At 56.2% G+C, this 19509-nt stretch carries 17 protein-coding genes, 4 tRNA genes and 1 other RNA gene; 18 read left to right on the top strand and 4 right to left on the bottom strand.

What is annotated here, in order from left to right:
* Window position 1 precedes the first annotated feature (1 nt).
* From rfbA to GVJ63_RS18570, 12 genes are all read left to right on the top strand, one after another.
* The gene (gene rfbA / locus GVJ63_RS18625) at window positions 2-883 is read left to right on the top strand and encodes a glucose-1-phosphate thymidylyltransferase RfbA (protein WP_010257356.1); all 882 of its coding nucleotides are present in this window, start codon (window positions 2-4) and stop codon (window positions 881-883) included.
* Window positions 861-1568: a dTDP-4-amino-4,6-dideoxy-D-galactose acyltransferase gene (gene rffC / locus GVJ63_RS18620; protein ID WP_010257353.1), complete on the top strand. Its 708-nt coding sequence runs from the start codon at window positions 861-863 to the stop codon at window positions 1566-1568. Before rfbA ends, rffC begins: the two co-directional genes overlap by 23 nt.
* A complete protein-coding gene (gene rffA / locus GVJ63_RS18615; RefSeq protein WP_010671668.1) occupies window positions 1555-2685 on the top strand; it encodes a dTDP-4-amino-4,6-dideoxygalactose transaminase in 1131 nt (376 codons plus the stop codon). Before rffC ends, rffA begins: the two co-directional genes overlap by 14 nt.
* Window positions 2685-3935, top strand: coding sequence for a lipid III flippase WzxE (wzxE, locus tag GVJ63_RS18610; protein ID WP_159227212.1), 1251 nt, complete (start codon window positions 2685-2687; stop codon window positions 3933-3935). The genes rffA and wzxE overlap by 1 nt, the downstream gene beginning before the upstream one ends.
* Complete coding sequence (locus GVJ63_RS18605) at window positions 3932-4999, top strand: TDP-N-acetylfucosamine:lipid II N-acetylfucosaminyltransferase (RefSeq protein WP_159227211.1); 1068 nt, start codon at window positions 3932-3934, stop codon at window positions 4997-4999. The genes wzxE and GVJ63_RS18605 overlap by 4 nt, the downstream gene beginning before the upstream one ends.
* Window positions 4996-6339: an ECA oligosaccharide polymerase gene (gene wzyE, locus GVJ63_RS18600; RefSeq protein ID WP_033767575.1), complete on the top strand. Its 1344-nt coding sequence runs from the start codon at window positions 4996-4998 to the stop codon at window positions 6337-6339. The genes GVJ63_RS18605 and wzyE overlap by 4 nt, the downstream gene beginning before the upstream one ends.
* Before the next feature lie 25 nt (window positions 6340-6364).
* Complete coding sequence (wecG, locus tag GVJ63_RS18595) at window positions 6365-7105, top strand: lipopolysaccharide N-acetylmannosaminouronosyltransferase (protein ID WP_031292610.1); 741 nt, start codon at window positions 6365-6367, stop codon at window positions 7103-7105.
* 158 nt (window positions 7106-7263) lie between these two features.
* Window positions 7264-7340: transfer RNA gene (locus tag GVJ63_RS18590), tRNA-Arg, on the top strand.
* 98 nt (window positions 7341-7438) lie between these two features.
* A tRNA-His gene (locus GVJ63_RS18585) sits at window positions 7439-7514 on the top strand.
* A 16-nt stretch (window positions 7515-7530) separates the two neighbouring features.
* A tRNA-Leu gene (locus GVJ63_RS18580) sits at window positions 7531-7617 on the top strand.
* A gap of 20 nt (window positions 7618-7637) precedes the next feature.
* A tRNA-Pro gene (locus tag GVJ63_RS18575) sits at window positions 7638-7714 on the top strand.
* A 31-nt stretch (window positions 7715-7745) separates the two neighbouring features.
* A non-coding RNA gene (locus GVJ63_RS18570) (RtT sRNA) lies at window positions 7746-7875 on the top strand.
* Window positions 7876-8984: 1109 nt separating this feature from the next.
* Here the strand turns inward: GVJ63_RS18570 and hemY are convergent.
* Genes hemY through hemC form a run of 4 tightly spaced genes read right to left on the bottom strand, consistent with a single transcriptional unit; the run spans window position 8985 to window position 13009 of the window.
* Window positions 8985-10181, bottom strand: coding sequence for a protoheme IX biogenesis protein HemY (gene hemY, locus GVJ63_RS18565; protein ID WP_010257339.1), 1197 nt, complete (start codon window positions 10179-10181; stop codon window positions 8985-8987).
* A gap of 2 nt (window positions 10182-10183) precedes the next feature.
* A complete protein-coding gene (hemX, locus tag GVJ63_RS18560; protein WP_010257336.1) occupies window positions 10184-11317 on the bottom strand; it encodes a uroporphyrinogen-III C-methyltransferase in 1134 nt (377 codons plus the stop codon).
* Between the two features lie 25 nt (window positions 11318-11342).
* Window positions 11343-12071: a uroporphyrinogen-III synthase gene (gene hemD, locus GVJ63_RS18555; RefSeq protein WP_010671672.1), complete on the bottom strand. Its 729-nt coding sequence runs from the start codon at window positions 12069-12071 to the stop codon at window positions 11343-11345.
* On the bottom strand, window positions 12068-13009 hold the full coding sequence (gene hemC / locus GVJ63_RS18550; protein WP_033780891.1) for a hydroxymethylbilane synthase: 942 nt from the start codon (window positions 13007-13009) through the stop codon (window positions 12068-12070). Before hemC ends, hemD begins: the two co-directional genes overlap by 4 nt.
* Window positions 13010-13324: 315 nt before the next feature.
* On the opposite strand from hemC, the gene GVJ63_RS18545 reads away from it, so the two are divergent.
* The 6 genes from GVJ63_RS18545 (at window position 13325) to yigB (ending at window position 19400) form a co-directional block, all read left to right on the top strand.
* Window positions 13325-15883 (top strand): class I adenylate cyclase, encoded by a 2559-nt coding sequence (locus GVJ63_RS18545; RefSeq protein ID WP_159227210.1) that lies wholly within the window; start codon window positions 13325-13327, stop codon window positions 15881-15883.
* A 147-nt stretch (window positions 15884-16030) separates the two neighbouring features.
* On the top strand, window positions 16031-16231 hold the full coding sequence (locus GVJ63_RS18540) for a lipoprotein (protein WP_010257328.1): 201 nt from the start codon (window positions 16031-16033) through the stop codon (window positions 16229-16231).
* 28 nt (window positions 16232-16259) lie between these two features.
* The gene (dapF, locus tag GVJ63_RS18535; RefSeq protein ID WP_010257326.1) at window positions 16260-17084 is read left to right on the top strand and encodes a diaminopimelate epimerase; all 825 of its coding nucleotides are present in this window, start codon (window positions 16260-16262) and stop codon (window positions 17082-17084) included.
* On the top strand, window positions 17081-17785 hold the full coding sequence (locus GVJ63_RS18530) for a DUF484 domain-containing protein (RefSeq protein ID WP_010257324.1): 705 nt from the start codon (window positions 17081-17083) through the stop codon (window positions 17783-17785). Before dapF ends, GVJ63_RS18530 begins: the two co-directional genes overlap by 4 nt.
* Window positions 17782-18687 carry a tyrosine recombinase XerC gene (xerC, locus tag GVJ63_RS18525; RefSeq protein WP_010671674.1) on the top strand — a complete coding sequence of 302 codons (906 nt, stop codon included), beginning with the start codon at window positions 17782-17784 and terminating at the stop codon, window positions 18685-18687. Before GVJ63_RS18530 ends, xerC begins: the two co-directional genes overlap by 4 nt.
* Complete coding sequence (gene yigB / locus GVJ63_RS18520; RefSeq protein ID WP_033785783.1) at window positions 18684-19400, top strand: 5-amino-6-(5-phospho-D-ribitylamino)uracil phosphatase YigB; 717 nt, start codon at window positions 18684-18686, stop codon at window positions 19398-19400. Before xerC ends, yigB begins: the two co-directional genes overlap by 4 nt.
* Window positions 19401-19509: the final 109 nt, after the last annotated feature.

Below are 19509 nucleotides of genomic sequence, written 5' to 3'. Positions count from 1 at the left end.
GATGAAAGGCATCATTTTAGCGGGAGGGTCGGGCACGCGGTTACACCCGATAACCCGTGCAGTATCAAAGCAACTTCTGCCGGTCTATGACAAACCGATGATCTACTATCCGCTCTCCGTGCTGATGCTGGCGGGTATTCGCGACATCCTGTTAATTACCACGCCGGAAGATCGGGCGCAGTTTGAACGGCTGCTGGGCGATGGCAGTGAATTTGGGATACGCCTCAGCTATGCGGTGCAGCCAAGTCCCGATGGGCTGGCGCAGGCCTTTATCATCGGCGAATCCTTTATCGGCGAGGATAATTGCTGCCTGGTTCTGGGTGATAACCTCTATTTTGGCCAGGGCTTCAGCCCCAAGCTCCGCAAAGTTGTTGAACAGAATCGTGGCGCAACGGTGTTCGGCTATCAGGTCATGGACCCGGAACGTTTCGGCGTGGTGGAGTTTGACGATAACTTCAAGGCGATCTCGATTGAAGAGAAACCACAGCAGCCGAAATCGCGCTGGGCAGTAACCGGGCTCTATTTTTATGACAATCAGGTTATTGAATTCGCGAAACAGGTGAAACCCTCAGCGCGGGGCGAGCTGGAAATCACGGCCATTAACCAGATGTATCTGGAGCGTGGTGAGCTGACGGTCGAACTGCTGGGACGAGGTTTTGCCTGGCTGGATACCGGCACGCACGACAGCCTGGTGGAAGCCAGCATGTTTGTGCAGACGGTGGAAAAACGTCAGGGCTTTAAAATTGCCTGCCTGGAAGAGATTGCCTGGCGCAACAGCTGGCTGAGTGATGACCAGCTGCGGGCCGCGGGTGAAGCGCTGACAAAAACCGGCTACGGCCAATACCTGCTGGATTTATTACATGCCCGTCCACGTCAATATTAATCCCCTTAGCTGGGAGAGCGCATTCTTCGGTGTTGATACCGTGCGGCTGGAGCCGCAAGGTGACATTCCGCTGGAACAGGCGCTGCGTCATCCCTGTGCGCTGATGCAGATAAAAGTCGCTGCCAGCGAGACGGCACTGATTGATACGCTGCAGCAGCATCAGTTCCGGCTGGCAGAAGGCGAAGCAGATCTGACGCTGGCCCTGAAACAGACTGAACGGCAGGCGGGAATTCGCATTGCGCGCGAAGCCCAGATCCCGCTACTGCGCGATGCTGCCTCACAGCTCTTCAGCCAGAGTCGTTTTCGCGCGCCCTGGTATGCGCCGGACGCCAGCGGACGCTTCTATGCGCAGTGGATTGAAAATGCGGTACGCGGGGCGTTTGACGATCAGTGTCTGGTGGCAAGCGATGCCGCGGGTCAGCTGCAGGGATTTGTTTCGCTGCGCGCGGTGGATGGCGATGCCCGCATTGGCCTGCTGGGCGTACTGCCCGACGCGCAGGGCCAGGGGCTGGGTCAGCGACTGATGCTGGCAGCAGCAGACTGGGCGCGGGTACGACAGCTGGCTCAGCTTCGGGTTGCTACCCAGCTCAGCAATCTCACGGCGATGCGCCTCTATTTACGCAGCGGTGCCCGGCTCGACAGCACCGCGTACTGGTTTTACAGGAAAGGTCATGATTCCATTTAATGCGCCCCCGATTGTGGGCACAGAAATTGAGTATATGCAGTCGGCGATGAACAGCGGCAAGCTGTGCGGCGATGGTGGATTTACCCGTCGCTGTCAGCAGTGGATGGAGCAGCGTTTTGGCAGCAAAAAAGTGCTGCTGACCCCCTCCTGTACCGCTTCGCTGGAGATGGCGGCGCTGTTAATCGATCTGCAGCCCGGCGATGAAGTGATTATGCCGAGCTACACCTTTGTCTCTACCGCCAACGCCTTTGTGCTGCGCGGCGCCCGCATTGTGTTTGTCGATGTACGCCCGGACACCATGAACATTGATGAAACGCTGATCGAAGCGGCCATCACTGAAAAAACCCGCGCCATTGTGCCGGTCCATTACGCAGGCGTGGCCTGTGAAATGGACACCATTATGGCGCTGGCGGCAAAGCATAAGCTGTTTGTGATTGAAGATGCGGCGCAGGGCGTGATGTCACGCTACAAAGGTCGTGCGCTCGGCACCATCGGTCATATTGGCTGCTTCAGTTTCCACGAAACCAAGAACTACACCGCCGGCGGCGAAGGTGGCGCGACGCTCATTAACGACGCCAGCCTGGTCGAGCGCGCCGAGATCGTGCGGGAAAAAGGCACCAACCGCAGCCAGTTCTTCCGGGGTCAGGTCGATAAATACACGTGGCGCGATATGGGATCGAGCTATCTGATGGCCGATCTGCAGGCAGCCTATCTCTGGGCGCAGCTGGAAGCCGCTGAACGTATTAACCAGCAGCGGTTACGCATCTGGCAGCGTTATTACGATGCGCTGCAGCCGCTGGCGGCTCAGGGACGCATCAGCCTGCCGGTGATCCCCGCCAGCTGTGAACACAATGCGCACATGTTCTACATCAAACTGCGCGATCAGGACGATCGTCAGGCGCTGATAAACTGGATGAAAGAAGCCGAGATACTGACGGTGTTTCACTATATTCCGCTGCACAGTTCGCCCGCCGGTGAGCGGTTCTCGCAGTTTGTCGGCGACGATCGCTTTACCACGCGGGAAAGTGAACGCCTGCTGCGTCTGCCGCTGTTTTATAACCTGTCGGATAATAACCAGAGCACGGTTATCAGCTCACTGCTGAGCTTCTTTTCCTGATGTCATTAGCCAGAGCCTCAGTGTGGACCGCATCGTCCACGCTGGTAAAAATTGTGGCCGGCCTGCTGGTCGTCAAACTGCTGGCGGTCAGCTTCGGACCCGAGGGTGTCGGCCAGGCGGGGAACTTCCGTCAGTTGATCACCGTGCTGGGTGTGCTGGCGGGCGCAGGCATCTTTAATGGCGTCACCACCTATGTGGCGCAGTATCAGCAGCAGCCCGAGCAATTGCGGGCGATGGTGGGCACGGCATCAACCATGGTACTGGGCTTTTCCGGTGTGCTGGCGCTGCTGTTTCTGCTGGCGGCGGCACCCATCAGCATCGCGCTGTTTGGTCACGACCGCTATCAGGGCGTCATCCGCGTGGTGGCCTTTCTTCAGCTCGGCATCGCCTGGGCCAACTTTACCCTTGCACTGCTGAAGGGCTATCGCGACGCGCGCGGTAATGCGCTGGCGCTGATTCTCGGCAGCCTGATTGGCGTGGCGGGCTATCTGCTCTGCTGGTGGCTGGGCGGCTATCAGGGTGCGCTGACCGGGCTGGCGCTGGTACCGGCTTTGCTGCTGCTGCCTGCACTCCTGATGCTGAAACGCCGTGCGCCGCTGCCGCTTAGCTGGCTGTGTCCGCAATGGCATCCTGAGCTGGCCCGTAATCTGGCAAAATATACGCTGATGGCGCTGATCACTGCCGTGACCCTGCCGGTCGCCTGGGTGCTGATGCGTAATCTGCTGGCGGAGCAGCAGGGCTGGGCACAGGTCGGATTGTGGCAGGGCGTCACCAGCATTTCCGATGCCTATCTGCAGTTTATTACCGCGACGTTTAGCGTCTGGCTGCTGCCGACGCTGGCGCGGCTGGATAACAAACGCGACATCGCGCGCGAGATTGGCCGTGCACTGCGCTTTGTCCTGCCCGCCGTGGCGGTTGCCAGCCTGGGTGTCTGGGTACTGCGCGATTTCGCCATCAGCCTGCTGTTCTCTGAAGCGTTTCGCGGGATGCGCGATCTCTTTGTCTGGCAGCTGTGCGGCGATGTTTTTAAGGTCGGCGCCTATGTTTTCGGATATCTGGTTATCGCCAAAGCCTCGCTGCGCTTTTATGTTCTGACTGAAATCAGCCAGTTCCTGTTGCTGACGCTGTTTTCACGCTGGTTGATCCCGTTACATGGCGCGACGGGTGCGGCGCAGGCCTATATGTTTACCTATATGGCTTACTTTGCCCTGTGTTGTGGCGCTTTTATTGTTTACTGCCGGAAAAAATGACTTTAATTCACGTTTTGGGATCGGACATTCCCCACCACAATCTTACGGTGCTGCGCTTTTTCAACGACGTACTCAGCGTTGAGCAGCCTGCGGCTGCGCCACGCCATTTTATGGTGGTGACGCAGCAGCCCGAGAGCCTGGCGCCGTTCAGTGCGTTGCAGATCGAGTGCTTTACCAGCAAGAAAGCGCTGGCGCAGGCGGTACTGCAGCGGGCCAGAAATCGTCAGCAGCGTTTTTTCTGCCACGGACAGTTTAACCCGTGGATCTGGCTGGCGTTACTCAGCGGTAAGCTGCGTCGTTCACAGCTCTTCTGGCACGTCTGGGGTGCCGATCTTTATGAAGATTCGCGCAGCCTGAAGTTCCGCCTGTTCTATCTGGTCCGCCGGATAGCGCAGGGACGGGTTGCACAAGTTTTTGCGACCCGTGGCGACCTGCATCACTATCAGCAGCGCCATCGGCGCGTACCCGGTTCACTGCTCTATTTTCCCACCAGAATGCCCGCTGCAGCCGTTGAATCTGTCCCTTCGGAGCCTTTTACGCTGTTGCTGGGAAACTCGGGCGATCCGAGTAACCGGCATATCGAAGGCTTAAAAGCGATTCACGCGCAGTTTGGCGAGCAGGTGCGTATCGAGGTCCCTTTGGGCTATCCGCCAGGTAATGAGGCTTATATCAGCCTCATTCAGGCCACTGCCGATGCGCTGTTCCCGAACGGGCAGGTGAATCTGATGCGTGAAAACCTGGCGTTTGATGATTACTTAGCCCTGCTGGTGCGCTGCCATGTCGGCTATTTTATGTTTGAACGTCAGCAAGGGGTGGGAACACTCTGCCTGCTGATCCAGGCCAACGTGCCGTTTGTCCTGACCCGCAAAAATCCATTCTGGCGTGATGTGGCAGAGCAGCAGCTTCCGGTATTGTTCAGCGAAGATACGCTGTCGCCTGCGGTGATCGCCGAGGCACGTCGTCAGCTGATGAGCTGTGATAAACAAGCTATCGCCTTTTTTGCGCCGGGTTATCTGGCGGGCTGGCGAGCCGCGTTACAGCTCAGCGAAGGGGAGTTGTCATGAGTCTTATGCAGTTTGGCGGCCTGCTGGTGGTCTATCTGCTGTCGCTGGTTTTTATTCTGACCCTGACCTGGCGGGAGTTTAAGCGCGTCCGTTTTAACTTTCATCTGTTCTTCACGCTGCTGTTCTTACTGACCTTTTACTTCGGCTTCCCGCTGACCTCCGTGCTGGTGTTTCGCTTTAATGTTGAAGTGGTGCCGGTTGAGAACCTGCTGGAGGCGCTGCTGTCGGCCACGGCGTTTTACGCCATTTATTACGTCAGCTATAAAGTGCGGCTGAAACCCGCCAGCGCGTCTCCGGCGAAGCCCTGGCTGCAGATGAATCGCGTCGAAACCCATCTGACCTGCGTGATACTGGCGCTGGTGGCGCTGGGTACCGTGACGGTGTTCTTCATTCATAACGGTTTTCTGCTGTTCCGCCTGACCGCCTATAACCAGATTTTCTCCAGTGAAGTGTCGGGTGTAGCGCTTAAGCGCTTCTTCTATTTCTTTATTCCGGCGATGCTGATCCCCTACTTTTTGAGCCCGACGCGCCGCAACTGGCTGCTGTTCCTGGTGGTGACCGTTGCCTTTGGTTTACTGACCTACGCGCTGGTGGGTGGTACCCGCGCCAATATCATTATTGCGTTTGCCCTGTTCCTGTTTATCGGGATTACCCGTGGCTGGATCACTTTGTGGATGCTGGCAACGGCGGGCGTGCTGGCGATTGCAGGAATGTTCTGGCTGGCACTGCGCCGCTATAACCTCGACGTTATGGGCGATGAAGCGTTTTATACTTTCCTCTATCTGACGCGTGATACCTTCTCGCCGTGGGAGAATCTCGCCTTGCTGCTGGATAACTACGCCAGAATTGAGTTTCAGGGGCTGGCACCGCTGTGGCGTGATTTCTACGTTTTCATTCCGACCTGGCTCTGGCCGGATCGGCCGCTGGCAGTGTTAAACAGTGCTAACTACTTCACCTGGGAAGTGCTGAACAACCATTCTGGCCTGGCGATTTCACCCACGCTGATAGGGTCGCTGGTGGTGATGGGCGGCGTCTGGGCGATTCCGATCGGTGCGGTCGCGGTAGGGATGATTATAAAAGCCTTTGATGCGATCTATCAGCGTGGCTGCCTTGAGACCAACCGTTACACCGGCGCCATCCTGCAAAGCTTCTGTTTTGGCGCGGTCTTTAACATGATCGTGCTGGCACGCGAAGGCCTTGATGCGTTCGGTTCACGCGTGGTGTTTTTCTGCATCATTTTTGCTGCCTGTCTGGGCATGGCTAAATTACTTTTCTGGTTACTGGATCGCGCAGGTTTGATTCGCGACCGCAGCAGGCGGGTGTTGCACAGCCCGCTCTGAGTAGCCTCTGGGATTGACGGAAGATATGACAAAGTTAACTGAGACGCCGCAGTATCGGATTCGTGGCGTTGAGTTGTATGGCTTCGAAAACATGCCGTCGGCGGTGAATTTTCTGATGCCGCCGCAGAGCGTACGCAGCGGTATTTTAGTGGCGATTAATGCGGAGAAGATCCTGACCGCTGAGCGGGATGAGGGATTACGCACGCTGTTAGCGCAGGCGGAATATGCATACGCCGATGGCATCAGCATTGTGCGCTCGATTCGTAAAAAGTATCCACACGCGTCGGTGCAGCGCATTGCGGGTGCTGATTTATGGGAAGCGCTGATGGAACGCGCCGGGCGGGAAGGGACGCCTGTATTTCTTATCGGCGGTCGTCAGCAGGTGCTGGATGAAACCTGCGATAAGCTACGTCGTCAGTGGAATGTGAATATTGTCGGGGCGCAGGACGGCTATTTTGCGCCAGCCGATCAGGATGCGCTTTTTGCCCGGATTGCGGCCAGCGGCGCGAAGCTGGTGACTGTAGCGCTGGGGTCGCCCCGTCAGGAGCTGTTGATGCTGGCGTGCCGTGCGCACTGGCCTGATGCGCTCTATATGGGCGTGGGTGGAACGTACGATGTTTTCACCGGCCATGTGAAGCGAGCGCCTGAGATCTGGCAGCGGTTGGGGCTGGAGTGGCTCTATCGTCTGATTCGGCAGCCTGGCCGCCTGCGCCGGCAATTAAAACTGCTTAAATATTTGCGCTATCACTGGCGTGGCGATCTCTGATATTGCTGATAAATGCCGCATTTTTACGCGTTGTGAGAGTGGAAATGCACTATTTGTCGACAAAATGCACAAAGCGTAATCAAACGCGTCTTTTTATTTAAAAAGCACTAGACACGATGGGCGCTTATCTCTAGTATGCACATCCGCAACGGCGCTACGCGCCCGTAGCTCAGCTGGATAGAGCGCTGCCCTCCGGAGGCAGAGGTCTCAGGTTCGAATCCTGTCGGGCGCGCCATATCGTTTGTGCGCATGAGCTTCGGTGGTTGATTTACCGCGGTTGGCAGTAGAGATTTAAATGCTGCAGGTTTTTAACTTGTGACATTAAGTATTGTGGTGGCTATAGCTCAGTTGGTAGAGCCCTGGATTGTGATTCCAGTTGTCGTGGGTTCGAGTCCCATTAGCCACCCCAGATTTTGCTGGGAAACGCGAAGGTGGCGGAATTGGTAGACGCGCTAGCTTCAGGTGTTAGTGTCTTAACGGACGTGAGGGTTCAAGTCCCTCTCTTCGCACCAGGCAAAACAGTTAAAAAAATCGGCGAGTAGCGCAGCTTGGTAGCGCAACTGGTTTGGGACCAGTGGGTCGGAGGTTCGAATCCTCTCTCGCCGACCATTTTAGAAACCTGTCTGAAAAGACAGGTTTTTTTTCGTCTGCAGAAAAGAGGATGAGGACCTCCGAAGGAGGTTTGAGCCGAGCGTAGCGAGACAACGTTGCTTCAGCAACGGCCCGAAGGGCGCTGCTCGCAGAGCAGAGTAATCCTCTCTCGCCGACCATTTTAGAAACCTGTCTGAAAAGACAGGTTTTTTTTCGTCTGCAGAAAAGAGGATGAGGACCTCCGAAGGAGGTTTAGGTGGGTACAGCTAAATAAGTTTGCTGTAAATCCGAGCCTGCGAAGGGAACATGGTCAGATCGGAAAGTCGCTTAAGCCATCCATGGCCGCTCGGCCCACGCCGTCCCTGGCGTGGGACGCTTTCCTCTTCTGACCATGCTCCCTGCGCGTTGAGCTTATGCGCTGTGGTCAGATGCATCCGGGTTTAGATCTGTCATTTGTCTGAAGCGTCCTTGTAAGTATCAGATGCGTCTGCCATACGTGAAGCGAAGGGAGCATACGCCTGTAGCAAAGCATCGCGCCGCCCGGATAAAAACGCCGGGAGCGTTTTTGAACAACGCAAAGCGTTGGCCCGACTACGGGCGCACCTCAGGGATGAGGTGCGTAATCGCCCGCGCTGAGGATGGCGTCTTTTGCGTCTTTGCGAAAGGCGTATGCTCCCTGAAGCCCACACAGCAGTGAGAGCGGGCTGCTTGTTAGCTAATCCTTTGATGCCAGCTCACCCTTGATTTCGCCAGTTGTCAGATAAAGTTGCTTAAACAGGAGCAACAGCGTCGTGAATTGCCGACAAATAAGTCATTGTTATTGTTGATTTCACAGAGAGATTTGCCTTGCTGTCTCCATTCAGAGACAGAGAAAATGCCAGCTGTCGCTGGATACCGACATTTCCCGACAGGCCTGTTGAATGAAGCTTTGAGCTAATTCTTTAACATGCTGATTTATTGTGATTTTAAAAATAATCATAAACCTGGCATGGCTTGTGCAATACTTCTGCTGTAGATGCTCATTCCACCTCTTATGTCTGCTGATGCTACATAAACCTGGGAATGATGCAGAGCCAATTTTAGGTACCTGTTGTCTGCCTGCCTGTATCGCGAAAGCCTTACAGGGTTAACAGACACCACGTTGAGTCAGGTACCTCCCGGTTGTCTTACCGACCTGATCTTACACCTGCCACTGGCAGGTGTTTTTTTTTGCCTGCGAAAGCGTGCTGGCAGATTGCGGGCACAAAAAAGCCGGGCAAGCCCGGCTTTATCAGGTATGAAAAGAGGATCAGGCGTTGGGATTGTTCTTCAGTGTGAGCAACAACCCTTCACGACGCATCTTCGCCGCTTCTTCCGGGCGACGCAGACGATCATAAACATCCGCCAGCCATGCATAATCAAACGCGTCAGGACGCTGTGCCAGCGCCTGCTGCAGTGCCTCAGCAGCCTGCTGCCATTCACCATGACGCATCAGCAACTGCCCCAGCGTACTGTGCAGCAGCGGTGTTGCGCCGTGTTGTTTGATTTGCTGGCGCAATACTTTCTCCAGCGCTTCCGGATTACCACTTTTGATGCGAGGCATCAGCAGCACCAGACGATCGTCATAATGACGCTTGAGGCCCTCCAGCACGATCGATTGCGCGGTGTCGTGATCGTTGCATTCAATCAGATGATCCGCCATGGCCACCTGCAGCGTCGTTTCCTGACGGGTTTTGCGGCTCAGATCGTTCCACCAGCGCTTCAGCCCATCGCTGCCCTGGTCAGCCATCGCCTGATTCATCAGACCCAGCCAGGCCTGTTGCTGTAACGCATCGCGATGCAGCTCATCGCCAACCTGCGCCTTCTGCATGGCGGGCAGAATATCCAGCAATGCACTCCAGGCACCAGTACGGACATACGCCTGTTCGGCCAGGCGCAGCACTTCAGGATGACGCGGTGCCACTTCCAGCAGACGGTCAATGCTATGACGCGCAGCATGATCTTCATTACGTGCCAGCTGAATACGTGCGCGGGCAATTTCTACCGGAATGGTGTTGCTCTCCGACAGCTCTGCAGCACGTTCAAGATGCTGATTGGCACGGATTTCATCACCACGCTGTTGCGCAGCTTCTGCTGCCAGCAGGTAGTTCGCCACCGGCACATCAGCGTGATCGGCATCTTTAGAAAGCAGTTTTTCCACCTGACGGTGATCGCCTTCTGCCAGCTTCATCAGCGCCGACTGAGTATGACGCTGGGCGCGACGGCGTTTACGTCCGGTAAACCAGCCACGGGTACGCGCGCCGGTGTGCAGCACACGGCGCAGCAGCCATTCCACGGCCAGAATCACCAGCAGGCTGAGGATGAGGATAATGACCAGGCCGGTGACGCTGGTTTCGATGTTCCAGTTATCGGTCTGAATCAGCACGTAACCCTGATGACCGGCAATCATCGGTCCCAGCACCACGCCAGCAATCAGCAGGATAAAGAGGATAAATACCTTAAGCATGCTTAGCCTCCCTGCTGATTAGCAGCGGCAGAAGGTTGCGCTAACAGGTTCCGGACGCGGGTCTGCATCAGCTGTTCCAGCAACGGCTGACTTTCCAGGTTATCCGGCAGATCCATATTGATGTTCTGCTGGCTCAGCTCATCCAGCTGGGCAAGGAAGGCTTTGGTAGCGGCATCATTGGTGTCGTACCAGGCGCGAACCCACGCGGACACGGTGTCGATAGATTGTTTATAAATCTCATCCTGATGACGCGGTACCGCCTGAGCAGCAATCAGCAGACGCGAGCGGATATTCTCACGCAGGTAAACATCCTGATTAGGTGCCAGCAGCGGCTGGGCGGTGTTATCGCGGCGGCGGATGGTAATAAAATCATCCATAAAGTTATGCCAGCTTTTCACCAGATTCTGACGCCATTCGCGCACGGAACCTGACAGTTCACCGCCATCGCTGTCCATCGGCGCATCATCGCTGTCGTTATCGGCCAGACGCAGATTATCAACGTTGTTCGACAGCTGGTTCAGTTTGAGGATCACGCCGTCATAATCGACCTGCGTAACAGAAGAGAGGTTACTGATATCCTGGGTCAGCGCACGACGCACATTCATGACGCTGGGATCGTTCATGTCGGCCAGGCTGGCATCGGCGCTTTTCAGCAGTGCAGCGGCGGTGGTGACATCCTGGTCGCTCCAGAGTTTGCGGCCAGCCAGTTTCACCAGATAGTCCGCCTGTGCCAGCAACCAGCTGCGCACGTCGTTGCCAGAAATCACGGCCACTTTTTCACGCAGGGTTTCCAGCTCTTTTGCTGACGCGTTTTGCTGTGTCTGGGCTGTCTGCAACGCGGTTTCGGCGCCGCTCAGTTGCTGAGTCAGCTGCTGTTTGTCGCTGCTGGCCTGCTGTTGCAACGCGCTTAATTGTTCGCTCAGCTTCTGATTGGTTTGTGCCTGTAAATCAGCCTGATGTTTCCCGTTAAGGTATAAACCCGCACCAATCGCCAGCGCAATGACAATCGCAACTGCACCCAGCACCATGCCACCATTTTTCGCATTACGCGGTGGTGTGCTGTTGCTGGAAGGAGAGCGGTCGACCGCTGGGGTGGTTTCTTCAACCATGGCGGAGGAGTCTTTTTGTTCCGTCATATGTGGCACATCCCATTGTTAAAGTTCAGCGTAACGCGCGCAGCAGCGCATCGTTATCGGCACCATCGGCTACCTGAATATCCTGCCAACCCAATCCTGCGGCCAGGGTAGCCAAACGTTCACTGACGACAACCAGTCGGCAGTTGAGCAGCCATTCCTCGCGATCAACTGCGGGGAACAGCGAAAAAAGCTGTTGTAACATTTCACCGCTGGTCACCACCAGCACGGAGACACCGCGATCGCGCCAGCGGCGTCCTTCAACGGGTCCATCATAATACTTCTGGCAGCGCTGATAACAGGCTGCAAACGACACCTCAGCACCTCGCCGGGTTAACGTCTGAGCCAGCAACTCGCGTCCGGGATCGCCACGCAGGATCAGCGCACGTTTACCGGCAACCTGCTGAAGAGTATTCAGCTGGATCAATTCTTCACTGGTTTCATGCGCATGAGGCCAGGTCACCTGCTGTCCGCTGGCGGTATGAAACGCCAGGGCGGTGCTGCGACCAATTGCATAATAGTCCAGCTCAGCGGGCCATGCTGTGACGGTGTGTTGTGCGTAATGTATAACCTGCTGAGAAAGGATAAAAACCAGGTCGCCAGGACGAAGTGCGGCGAGCTTTTGTGGCAGAGAGGTGAGATCAGCGCCCGGCGCAAATTCGATCAGCGGCAGGCTCCACGCCTGTTTGCCAAGGGCATGCAGGCGTGACACCAGCTCTGCCGCTGCGGGTTCCGGGCGCGTCACCAGAATGGTCATGCCGGCGGCTGCCCCTGGTAAACTTCTTTCAGGATTTCACGCGCGCCGCCATTGAGCAGTTCATCGGCCAGTGAAATGCCCATCTGTTCAGCCTGAGCGCGGGGACCCCGGCGTTCGCCGCTGACCATGACCCGGCCATCCGGTGCGCCGACCATGCCGCGCAGCCAGAGGTCATCGCCTTCCAGCACCGCGAAACTGCCGATTGGCACCTGGCAGCCACCCTCTAAACGGGTATTCATGGCGCGCTCCGCTCGGACACAGACTTCGGTGTCATCGTGATTCAGCGCCTGCAACAGGCCAATTAAGGTGGTGTCGTCCAGACGGCATTCAATGCCGACCGCACCCTGACCCACGGCGGGCAGGGAAACTTCGGCAGGCATCGCCTGACGAATGCGATCTTCCAGTCCCAGGCGTTTCAGCCCGGCGACAGCAAGAATAATCGCGTCATACTCTCCGGCATCAAGCTTGCCGAGGCGGGTGCCGACATTGCCTCGCAGCGAGCGGATAACCAGGTCCGGACGGCGCGCACTAATCTGGCACTGACGGCGCAGGCTGGATGTGCCGACAATGGCACCCTGTGGCAGCGCGTCGATAGAGTCATAATGATGAGAAACGAACGCATCGCGCGGATCGTCGCGCTCGCAGATGGTTACCAGGCCCAGACCTTCCGGGAAATTGACCGGCACATCCTTCATCGAGTGCACCGCCATATCGGCACGGCCATCCTGCATCGCCAGCTCAAGCTCTTTGACAAACAGCCCTTTGCCCCCCACTTTTGCCAGCGGCGTATCAAGGATGATGTCACCTTTCGTGACCATAGGCACCAGCTCAACGCGCAGTCCCGGATGGGCACTCATGAGTCGTTGCTGTACATAATGCGCCTGCCATAATGCGAGCGGGCTTTGTCTTGTAGCAATTCTGAAAATTTTGTCTAACATGCTGTTAACCATTTTTATCGTTCACTGAATATCCTATCATCTCTGGGTGAAGACTGTCAGTTTCAACGGATTGAAAACGGCCTGCGTGCGGTTTCAGGCCGGTTTATTAAGCCATAACGTGGGAACCAGAGCTGAAAAGGCGGGAAGCTGGTAAGAACGTGCTAAACTGTCAGGTAGCGCAACTTTCTTTACGGTCAATCTGCAGGGTGTTAGATTGATCACGTTTCCAGCAATTATCTGCCCACTTTTTTACTTTATAAGCGGCAGAGTGTGGAAACAGGGTGCTTAAACACTGGGACAATCAGGCGAAACGTCTTGTACCTCTACATTGAGACACTGAAACAGAGACTGGATGCAATCAACCAGCTGCGCGTTGATCGTGCGCTGGCTGCTATGGGACCCGCTTTTCAGCGCGTCTACAGTCTGCTGCCAACCTTATTACATTATCAACATCCGCAGATGCCGGGTTACCTTGAAGGTAGCGTTCCACATGGCATCAGCTTCTTCACGCCTGATGAAAATCAGCGTCAGCTGCTGGCCGATCTCACCGGCGACAGCGATCTGCGTCATGCCGATGCGCCGAAAGGCGAAATGCCGATCACGGCTATCTATTCTATGGGCAGCACCTCATCTGTCGGCCAGAACAGCGTCTCGGATCTCGATATCTGGGTCTGCCATCAATCCTGGCTTGATAATGAAGAGCGTCTGAATCTGCAGCGCAAATGTACGCTGCTGCAGAAGTGGTGCGTTTCAATGGGCGTAGAGGTGAGTTTCTTTCTGATTGATGAGAACCGCTTCCGCCACAACGAAAGCGGCAGTCTGGGCGGTGAAGATTGCGGTTCAACACAACACATTTTACTGCTGGATGAGTTCTACCGTACGGCAGTTCGTATGGCGGGCAAACGCATCCTGTGGAATATGGTGCCGGGCGAAGAAGATCACAATTACGATGACTATGTGATGTCGCTCTATGCCAAAGGCGTGCTGACCCCTAATGAGTGGCTCGATCTTGGCGGCCTCGGCACGCTGTCGGCGGAAGAGTATTTCGGTGCCAGCCTGTGGCAGCTCTATAAAAGCATCGACTCCCCGTATAAAGCCGTACTGAAAACGCTGCTGCTGGAAGCCTACAGCTGGGAATACCCAAACACGCAACTGCTGGCGATGGATATTAAACAGCGCCTGCATGACGGTGAAATCATCTGCTTCGGGCTTGATCCTTACTGCATGATGCTGGAGCGCGTTACGCACTATCTGACCAGCGTTGACGATCAGCCGCGTCTTGACCTGGTGCGTCGCTGCTTCTACCTCAAAGTGTGTGAAAAGCTCAGCACCGAAGATCATCAGCACCGCACCGGCTGGCGTCGCGAAATTTTATCGCAGCTGGTCAAAGAGTGGGGCTGGAACGAAGAGAAGATTGCCATTCTGGACAACCGCGCTGAGTGGAAAATCGAGCGGGTGCGCGAAGCCCACAATGAATTGCTGGATGCGATGATGCAGAGTTATCGCAACCTGATCCGCTTTGCCCGCCGCAATAACTTAAGCGTCAGCGCCAGCCCGCAGGATATCGGTGTGTTGACCCGTAAACTGTATGCCGCGTTTGAAGCGCTGCCGGGCAAAGTGACGCTGGTGAATCCGCAAATTTCGCCCGATCTCTCCGAGCCCAATCTGACCTTTATTCATGTGCCGCCTGGACGCGCCAACCGTTCCGGCTGGTATCTCTATAACCAGGCGCCGGACATGGATTCGATTATCAGCCATCAGCCGCTGGAATATAACCGCTACCTGAACAAGCTGGTGGCGTGGGCGTGGTTCAATGGACTGCTGACCCGTAAAACCCGGCTGCATATTAAAGGCAATGAGGTTTGCGATCTGGCGCGTCTGCAGGAGCTGGTTAACGATGTTTCCAGCCACTTCCCGCTGCGTCTGCCTTCGCCGACGCCAAAAGCGCTCTACAGTCCATGTGAAATCCGGCACCTTGCGATTATTGTTAACCTTGAACACGATCCGACGGCGGCCTTCCGCAATCAGGTGGTGCACTTCGACTTCCGTAAGCTGGATGTCTTTAGTTTTGGTCAGCAGCAGCAGTGCCTGATTGGCAGCATCGATCTGCTCTATCGCAACTCCTGGAATGAGGTGCGTACGCTGCACTTCAGCGGCGAACAGGCAATGATCGAAGGGCTGAAAACCATTCTCGGCAAGATGCATCAGGATGCTGCACCGCCCGATACGGTGGAAGTGTTCTGCTACAGCCAGCATCTGCGCGGTCTGATTCGGACGCGGGTACAGCAACTGGTCTCAGAATGCATTGAGTTGCGCCTCTCCAGCACACGTCAGGAGCCGGGTCGCTTTAAAGCGCTGCGTATGGCGGGCGAGACCTGGGGCCTGTTCTTTGAACGCATGAGCGTTTCGGTGCAGAAGCTGGAAAACGCGGTTGAGTTTTATGGCGCGATCTCCAACAACAAGCTGCACGGACTGTCGATCAAAGTCGAAACGAATCAGACGCCGCTGCCACCCGTGGTCAACGGTTATGCAAGCGAAGGCATTATTCAGTTCTTCTTTGAAAACACCACCGATGAGCGCGGCTTCAATATCTACATCCTCGATGAGACCAATCGGGTTGAGGTTTATCATCACTGTGAAGGCAGTAAAGAGGAGCTGGTGCGCGATGTCAGCCGGTTCTACTCCTCATCGCACGATCGCTTTACCTATGGTTCAAGCTTTATCAACTTCAACCTGCCGCAGTTCTACCAGATTGTGAACACCGGTGAGCGATTCCAGGTGATTCCGTTCCGTAGCCAGACGCTGACGCAGCTGTGTACCTCGCAGCCTGACAACGACAACAGCGACTATCAGCCACGCTATCAGGTGCACTGATGCTGACGGGCTGCCTGCGCTCTGCAGGTGGCCGCTATCTTCCCGGCTTGTCACCCGCTTCACGCTATTTGCGGGCATTTCCTGTTGCTTTTCCACCTTCAACTGCGATGATAAGCATCCAGGTAAAGGACATGAAGAGCATAAAGAATGAAGAAAGTAATAAGCCTGTTGGCCATGACACTGGCAGTAATCAGCCTTGCAGGTTGTGGTCTGAAAGGACCGCTCTACTTCCCGCCGAAGGATCAGCCGAAGAAACAACAAGCCCCAACCGACCGCCAGAAAGCGGATGCCTCTAAAGCCGATGTCGGCGGGCTGGTTACCGGCAATTCAGGCGTAAAAGCGAACTAATCTGATGGCTTATCCGGCGGAGCAAAAAATGCAGTTCTCCAAAATGCACGGTCTCGGCAACGATTTTATGGTTGTGGATGCGGTGACACAAAACGTCTTCTTTTCGCCGGAATTGATCCGCCGGCTGGCCGATCGTCATCTGGGGATCGGTTTTGATCAACTGCTGATTGTTGAACCGCCTTACGATCCCGATCTTGATTTCCACTATCGCATTTTCAACGCCGACGGCAGTGAAGTCGCACAGTGCGGCAACGGTGCGCGCTGCTTTGCCCGCTTTGTTCAGCTGAAAGGACTGACCAACAAAAGTGACATCCGGGTCAGTACGCAGAATGGCCGCATGGTGTTGACCGTCACGCCTGACGACCAGGTGCGCGTGAACATGGGCGAGCCAAACTTTGAGCCTCAGCAGGTGCCGTTCCGCGCCAACAAGGCCGAAAATCTCTATCTGCTGCGCGTGGCCGAACAGACGGTGATGCTGGGTGCGGTGTCGATGGGCAACCCGCACTGCGTTATCCAGGTCGAAAGTGTCAAAACCGCGCAGGTTGAACTGCTGGGTCCGATTCTGGAGAGTCATGAACGCTTCCCGGATCGCGTCAATGTCGGTTTTATGGAGATCATCAATCCCGAACATATCCGCCTGCGCGTCTACGAACGCGGAGCGGGTGAAACGCAGGCGTGCGGCAGCGGCGCCTGTGCTGCCGTTGCATGTGGCATTCAGCAGGGCATTCTGGCACCCAAAGTGCGTGTCGACCTGCCTGGCGGAACGCTGCACATCACCTGGAAAGGCGCCGGTCAGCCGCTCTATATGACCGGGCCTGCGACACACGTCTACGATGGGTTTATTCATCTATGAAAAATATCGAAGAGCAGGCTGACAGTTCGGTTCTGCTGGACGATCAGGCCGTCAGTGATTATCTGCGGCAGAATCCCGATTTCTTTATCCGCAATGCCCGTGCAGTTGAACAGATGGCCGTGCCGCATCCGGTGCGTGGCAGCGTCTCTCTGGTCGAATGGCATATGGCACGGCAACGCAACCATATTCAGCGGCTGGAAGAAGAGATCACGCTGCTGATGGAGCAGGCCAGCGCTAACCACGAACTGTTTGATCGTCTGCTGTCGCTGGAGAGCCATCTGGCCGCGGCTGACTCGCTGCAGGATATGCTCAACCGTCTGCATCGCTGGGCGCGTGAGCTGGGCCTGGCGGGTGCCAATGTGCGGCTGTTCAGTGATAAATGGCTGCTGGGCGCGCCCTCCGATTTCTTTCAGCTGAGCCTCTCGCGTCAGGCGTTTGAACCGCTGCGTATTCAGCGCTTCGGTAACCAGCATCACTATCTTGGCAACATTAATGGGCCGGAACTGCTGCTGCTGTTGCCGCAGGCCAAAGCGATCGGGTCGGTTGCCATGTCGCTAATGGGTGAGGAGGGCGATCTCGGCGTGCTGGTGTTCAGCAGTCGTGACAGCCAGCACTATCAATCGGGCATGGGGACACTGCTGTTGCAGCATCTGTCGCAGATGATGCCTGATCTGCTCTCCCGCTGGGTTGAACGCGCATGAGCAGCGCGCTGCAGGAGGCCGTCGACGGATTTCTGCGCTACCTGAAAGTGGAGCGCCAGCTCAGTCCGTTAACCCAGAGCAGCTATGCGCGCCAGCTTGCCGCGCTGGTGGCGATTGCTGATGAGATGAAGCTCAGCAGCTGGGCACAGCTGGAACCGGCACAGGTGCGCAGCATGGCGGCGCGCAGCCGTCGCGCCGGACTGGCCGCCAGCAGCCTCGCGCTGCGGCTCTCCGCCCTGCGCAGTTTTCTCGACTGGCAGGTGAGCCAGGGTTTGCTTTCTGCCAACCCGGCCAAAGGGGTGATGACGCCGCGTAAAGCGCGCCATCTGCCTAAAAACATTGATGTTGATGAAGTAAACCAGCTGCTGGAGATCGACCTTAGCGATCCGCTGGCGGTGCGCGATCGGGCGATGCTGGAAGTGATGTATGGCGGCGGTTTGCGTCTCTCTGAACTGGTGAATATGGATTGTCGCCACGTCGATCTCGATTCAGGCGAAGTGTGGGTAGTCGGTAAGGGCAGCAAAGAGCGCCGGATACCGATTGGTCGCACGGCGGTCGCCTGGATCCAGCACTGGCTGCCGCTGCGTGAAACCTTTGGCGGCCAGGATGATGCGCTGTTTCTTTCGACGCGCGGCAACCGCATCTCGCCACGGAACGTGCAGAAACGCTTTGCCGAATGGGGCATCAGACAGGGCGTGGCCAGCCATATCCATCCGCATAAGCTACGACACTCATTTGCCACGCATCTGCTGGAATCCAGCGGTGACCTGCGCGCCGTGCAGGAGTTGCTGGGTCATGCAAACCTGTCGACGACCCAGATCTACACCCATCTCGACTTCCAGCATCTGGCTTCGGTGTATGACGCTGCGCATCCCCGCGCCAAACGAGGAAAGAACGAATGAAGTTTTATCGTCCGCTGTCGGCCATAAAAGCCATGACCTTCGACCTTGATGACACTCTCTACGATAACTACCCGGTCATCCGTCGTACCACGCTGGAGTCCCATGCCGCGTTGCAGGCTTTTCATCCGGCGCTGCGTGATTTCACGCCGCAGGATTATCAGCAGTTGCGCGATGAGCTGCTGCAGCGCGAACCTGATATCTATCATGATGTTTCGGAGTGGCGACGCCGTTCGGTTGAGCTGGCGATGCTGAATATCGGCCTCTCTGCCGCTGAAGCCTCCGCGGGTGCGGCAGAAGTGATGGCGGTCTTCCATCAGTGGCGGAGTCAGGTCGAGATGCCGGATGAGACGCACCAGACGCTGAAAGCCCTGGCGGAGAAAATCCCGCTGGTGGCGGTCACCAACGGCAACGCCTGCCCGGAAAAAATGGGCATTGCAGAATACTTCCGCTTCACGCTGCGGGCCGGGCCAGACGGGCGCGCCAAGCCATGGCAGGATATGTATCAGCTTGCCGCGCAACGCCTTGATATCGCGCCACACCATATTCTGCACGTGGGTGATGACCTGACCACCGACGTGGCGGGCTCACTGCGCTGCGGGCTGCAGGCCTGCTGGATTAACCTGCGGCAGGGTAACCTGATGCATATCCCGGATGCGCGCCTGTTGCCGCATGTCGAAATTTCGCGGTTGGCATCACTCACCTCACTGCTATAATGGCTGTAAATTTATCCAGTCGTCTCCTCTTTTCTGTTTTGCTGCCGTCCCTTATCCGGCACCTGTATCGCCGCCTGACTGGCAGCGATAATGCCTTACGGCAGGCGGA

Source organism: Pantoea sp. 18059 (assembly GCF_902706165.1).
Lineage (GTDB): Bacteria > Pseudomonadota > Gammaproteobacteria > Enterobacterales > Enterobacteriaceae > Pantoea > Pantoea agglomerans.
This window is presented reverse-complemented; position numbering and strand designations above follow the sequence as displayed.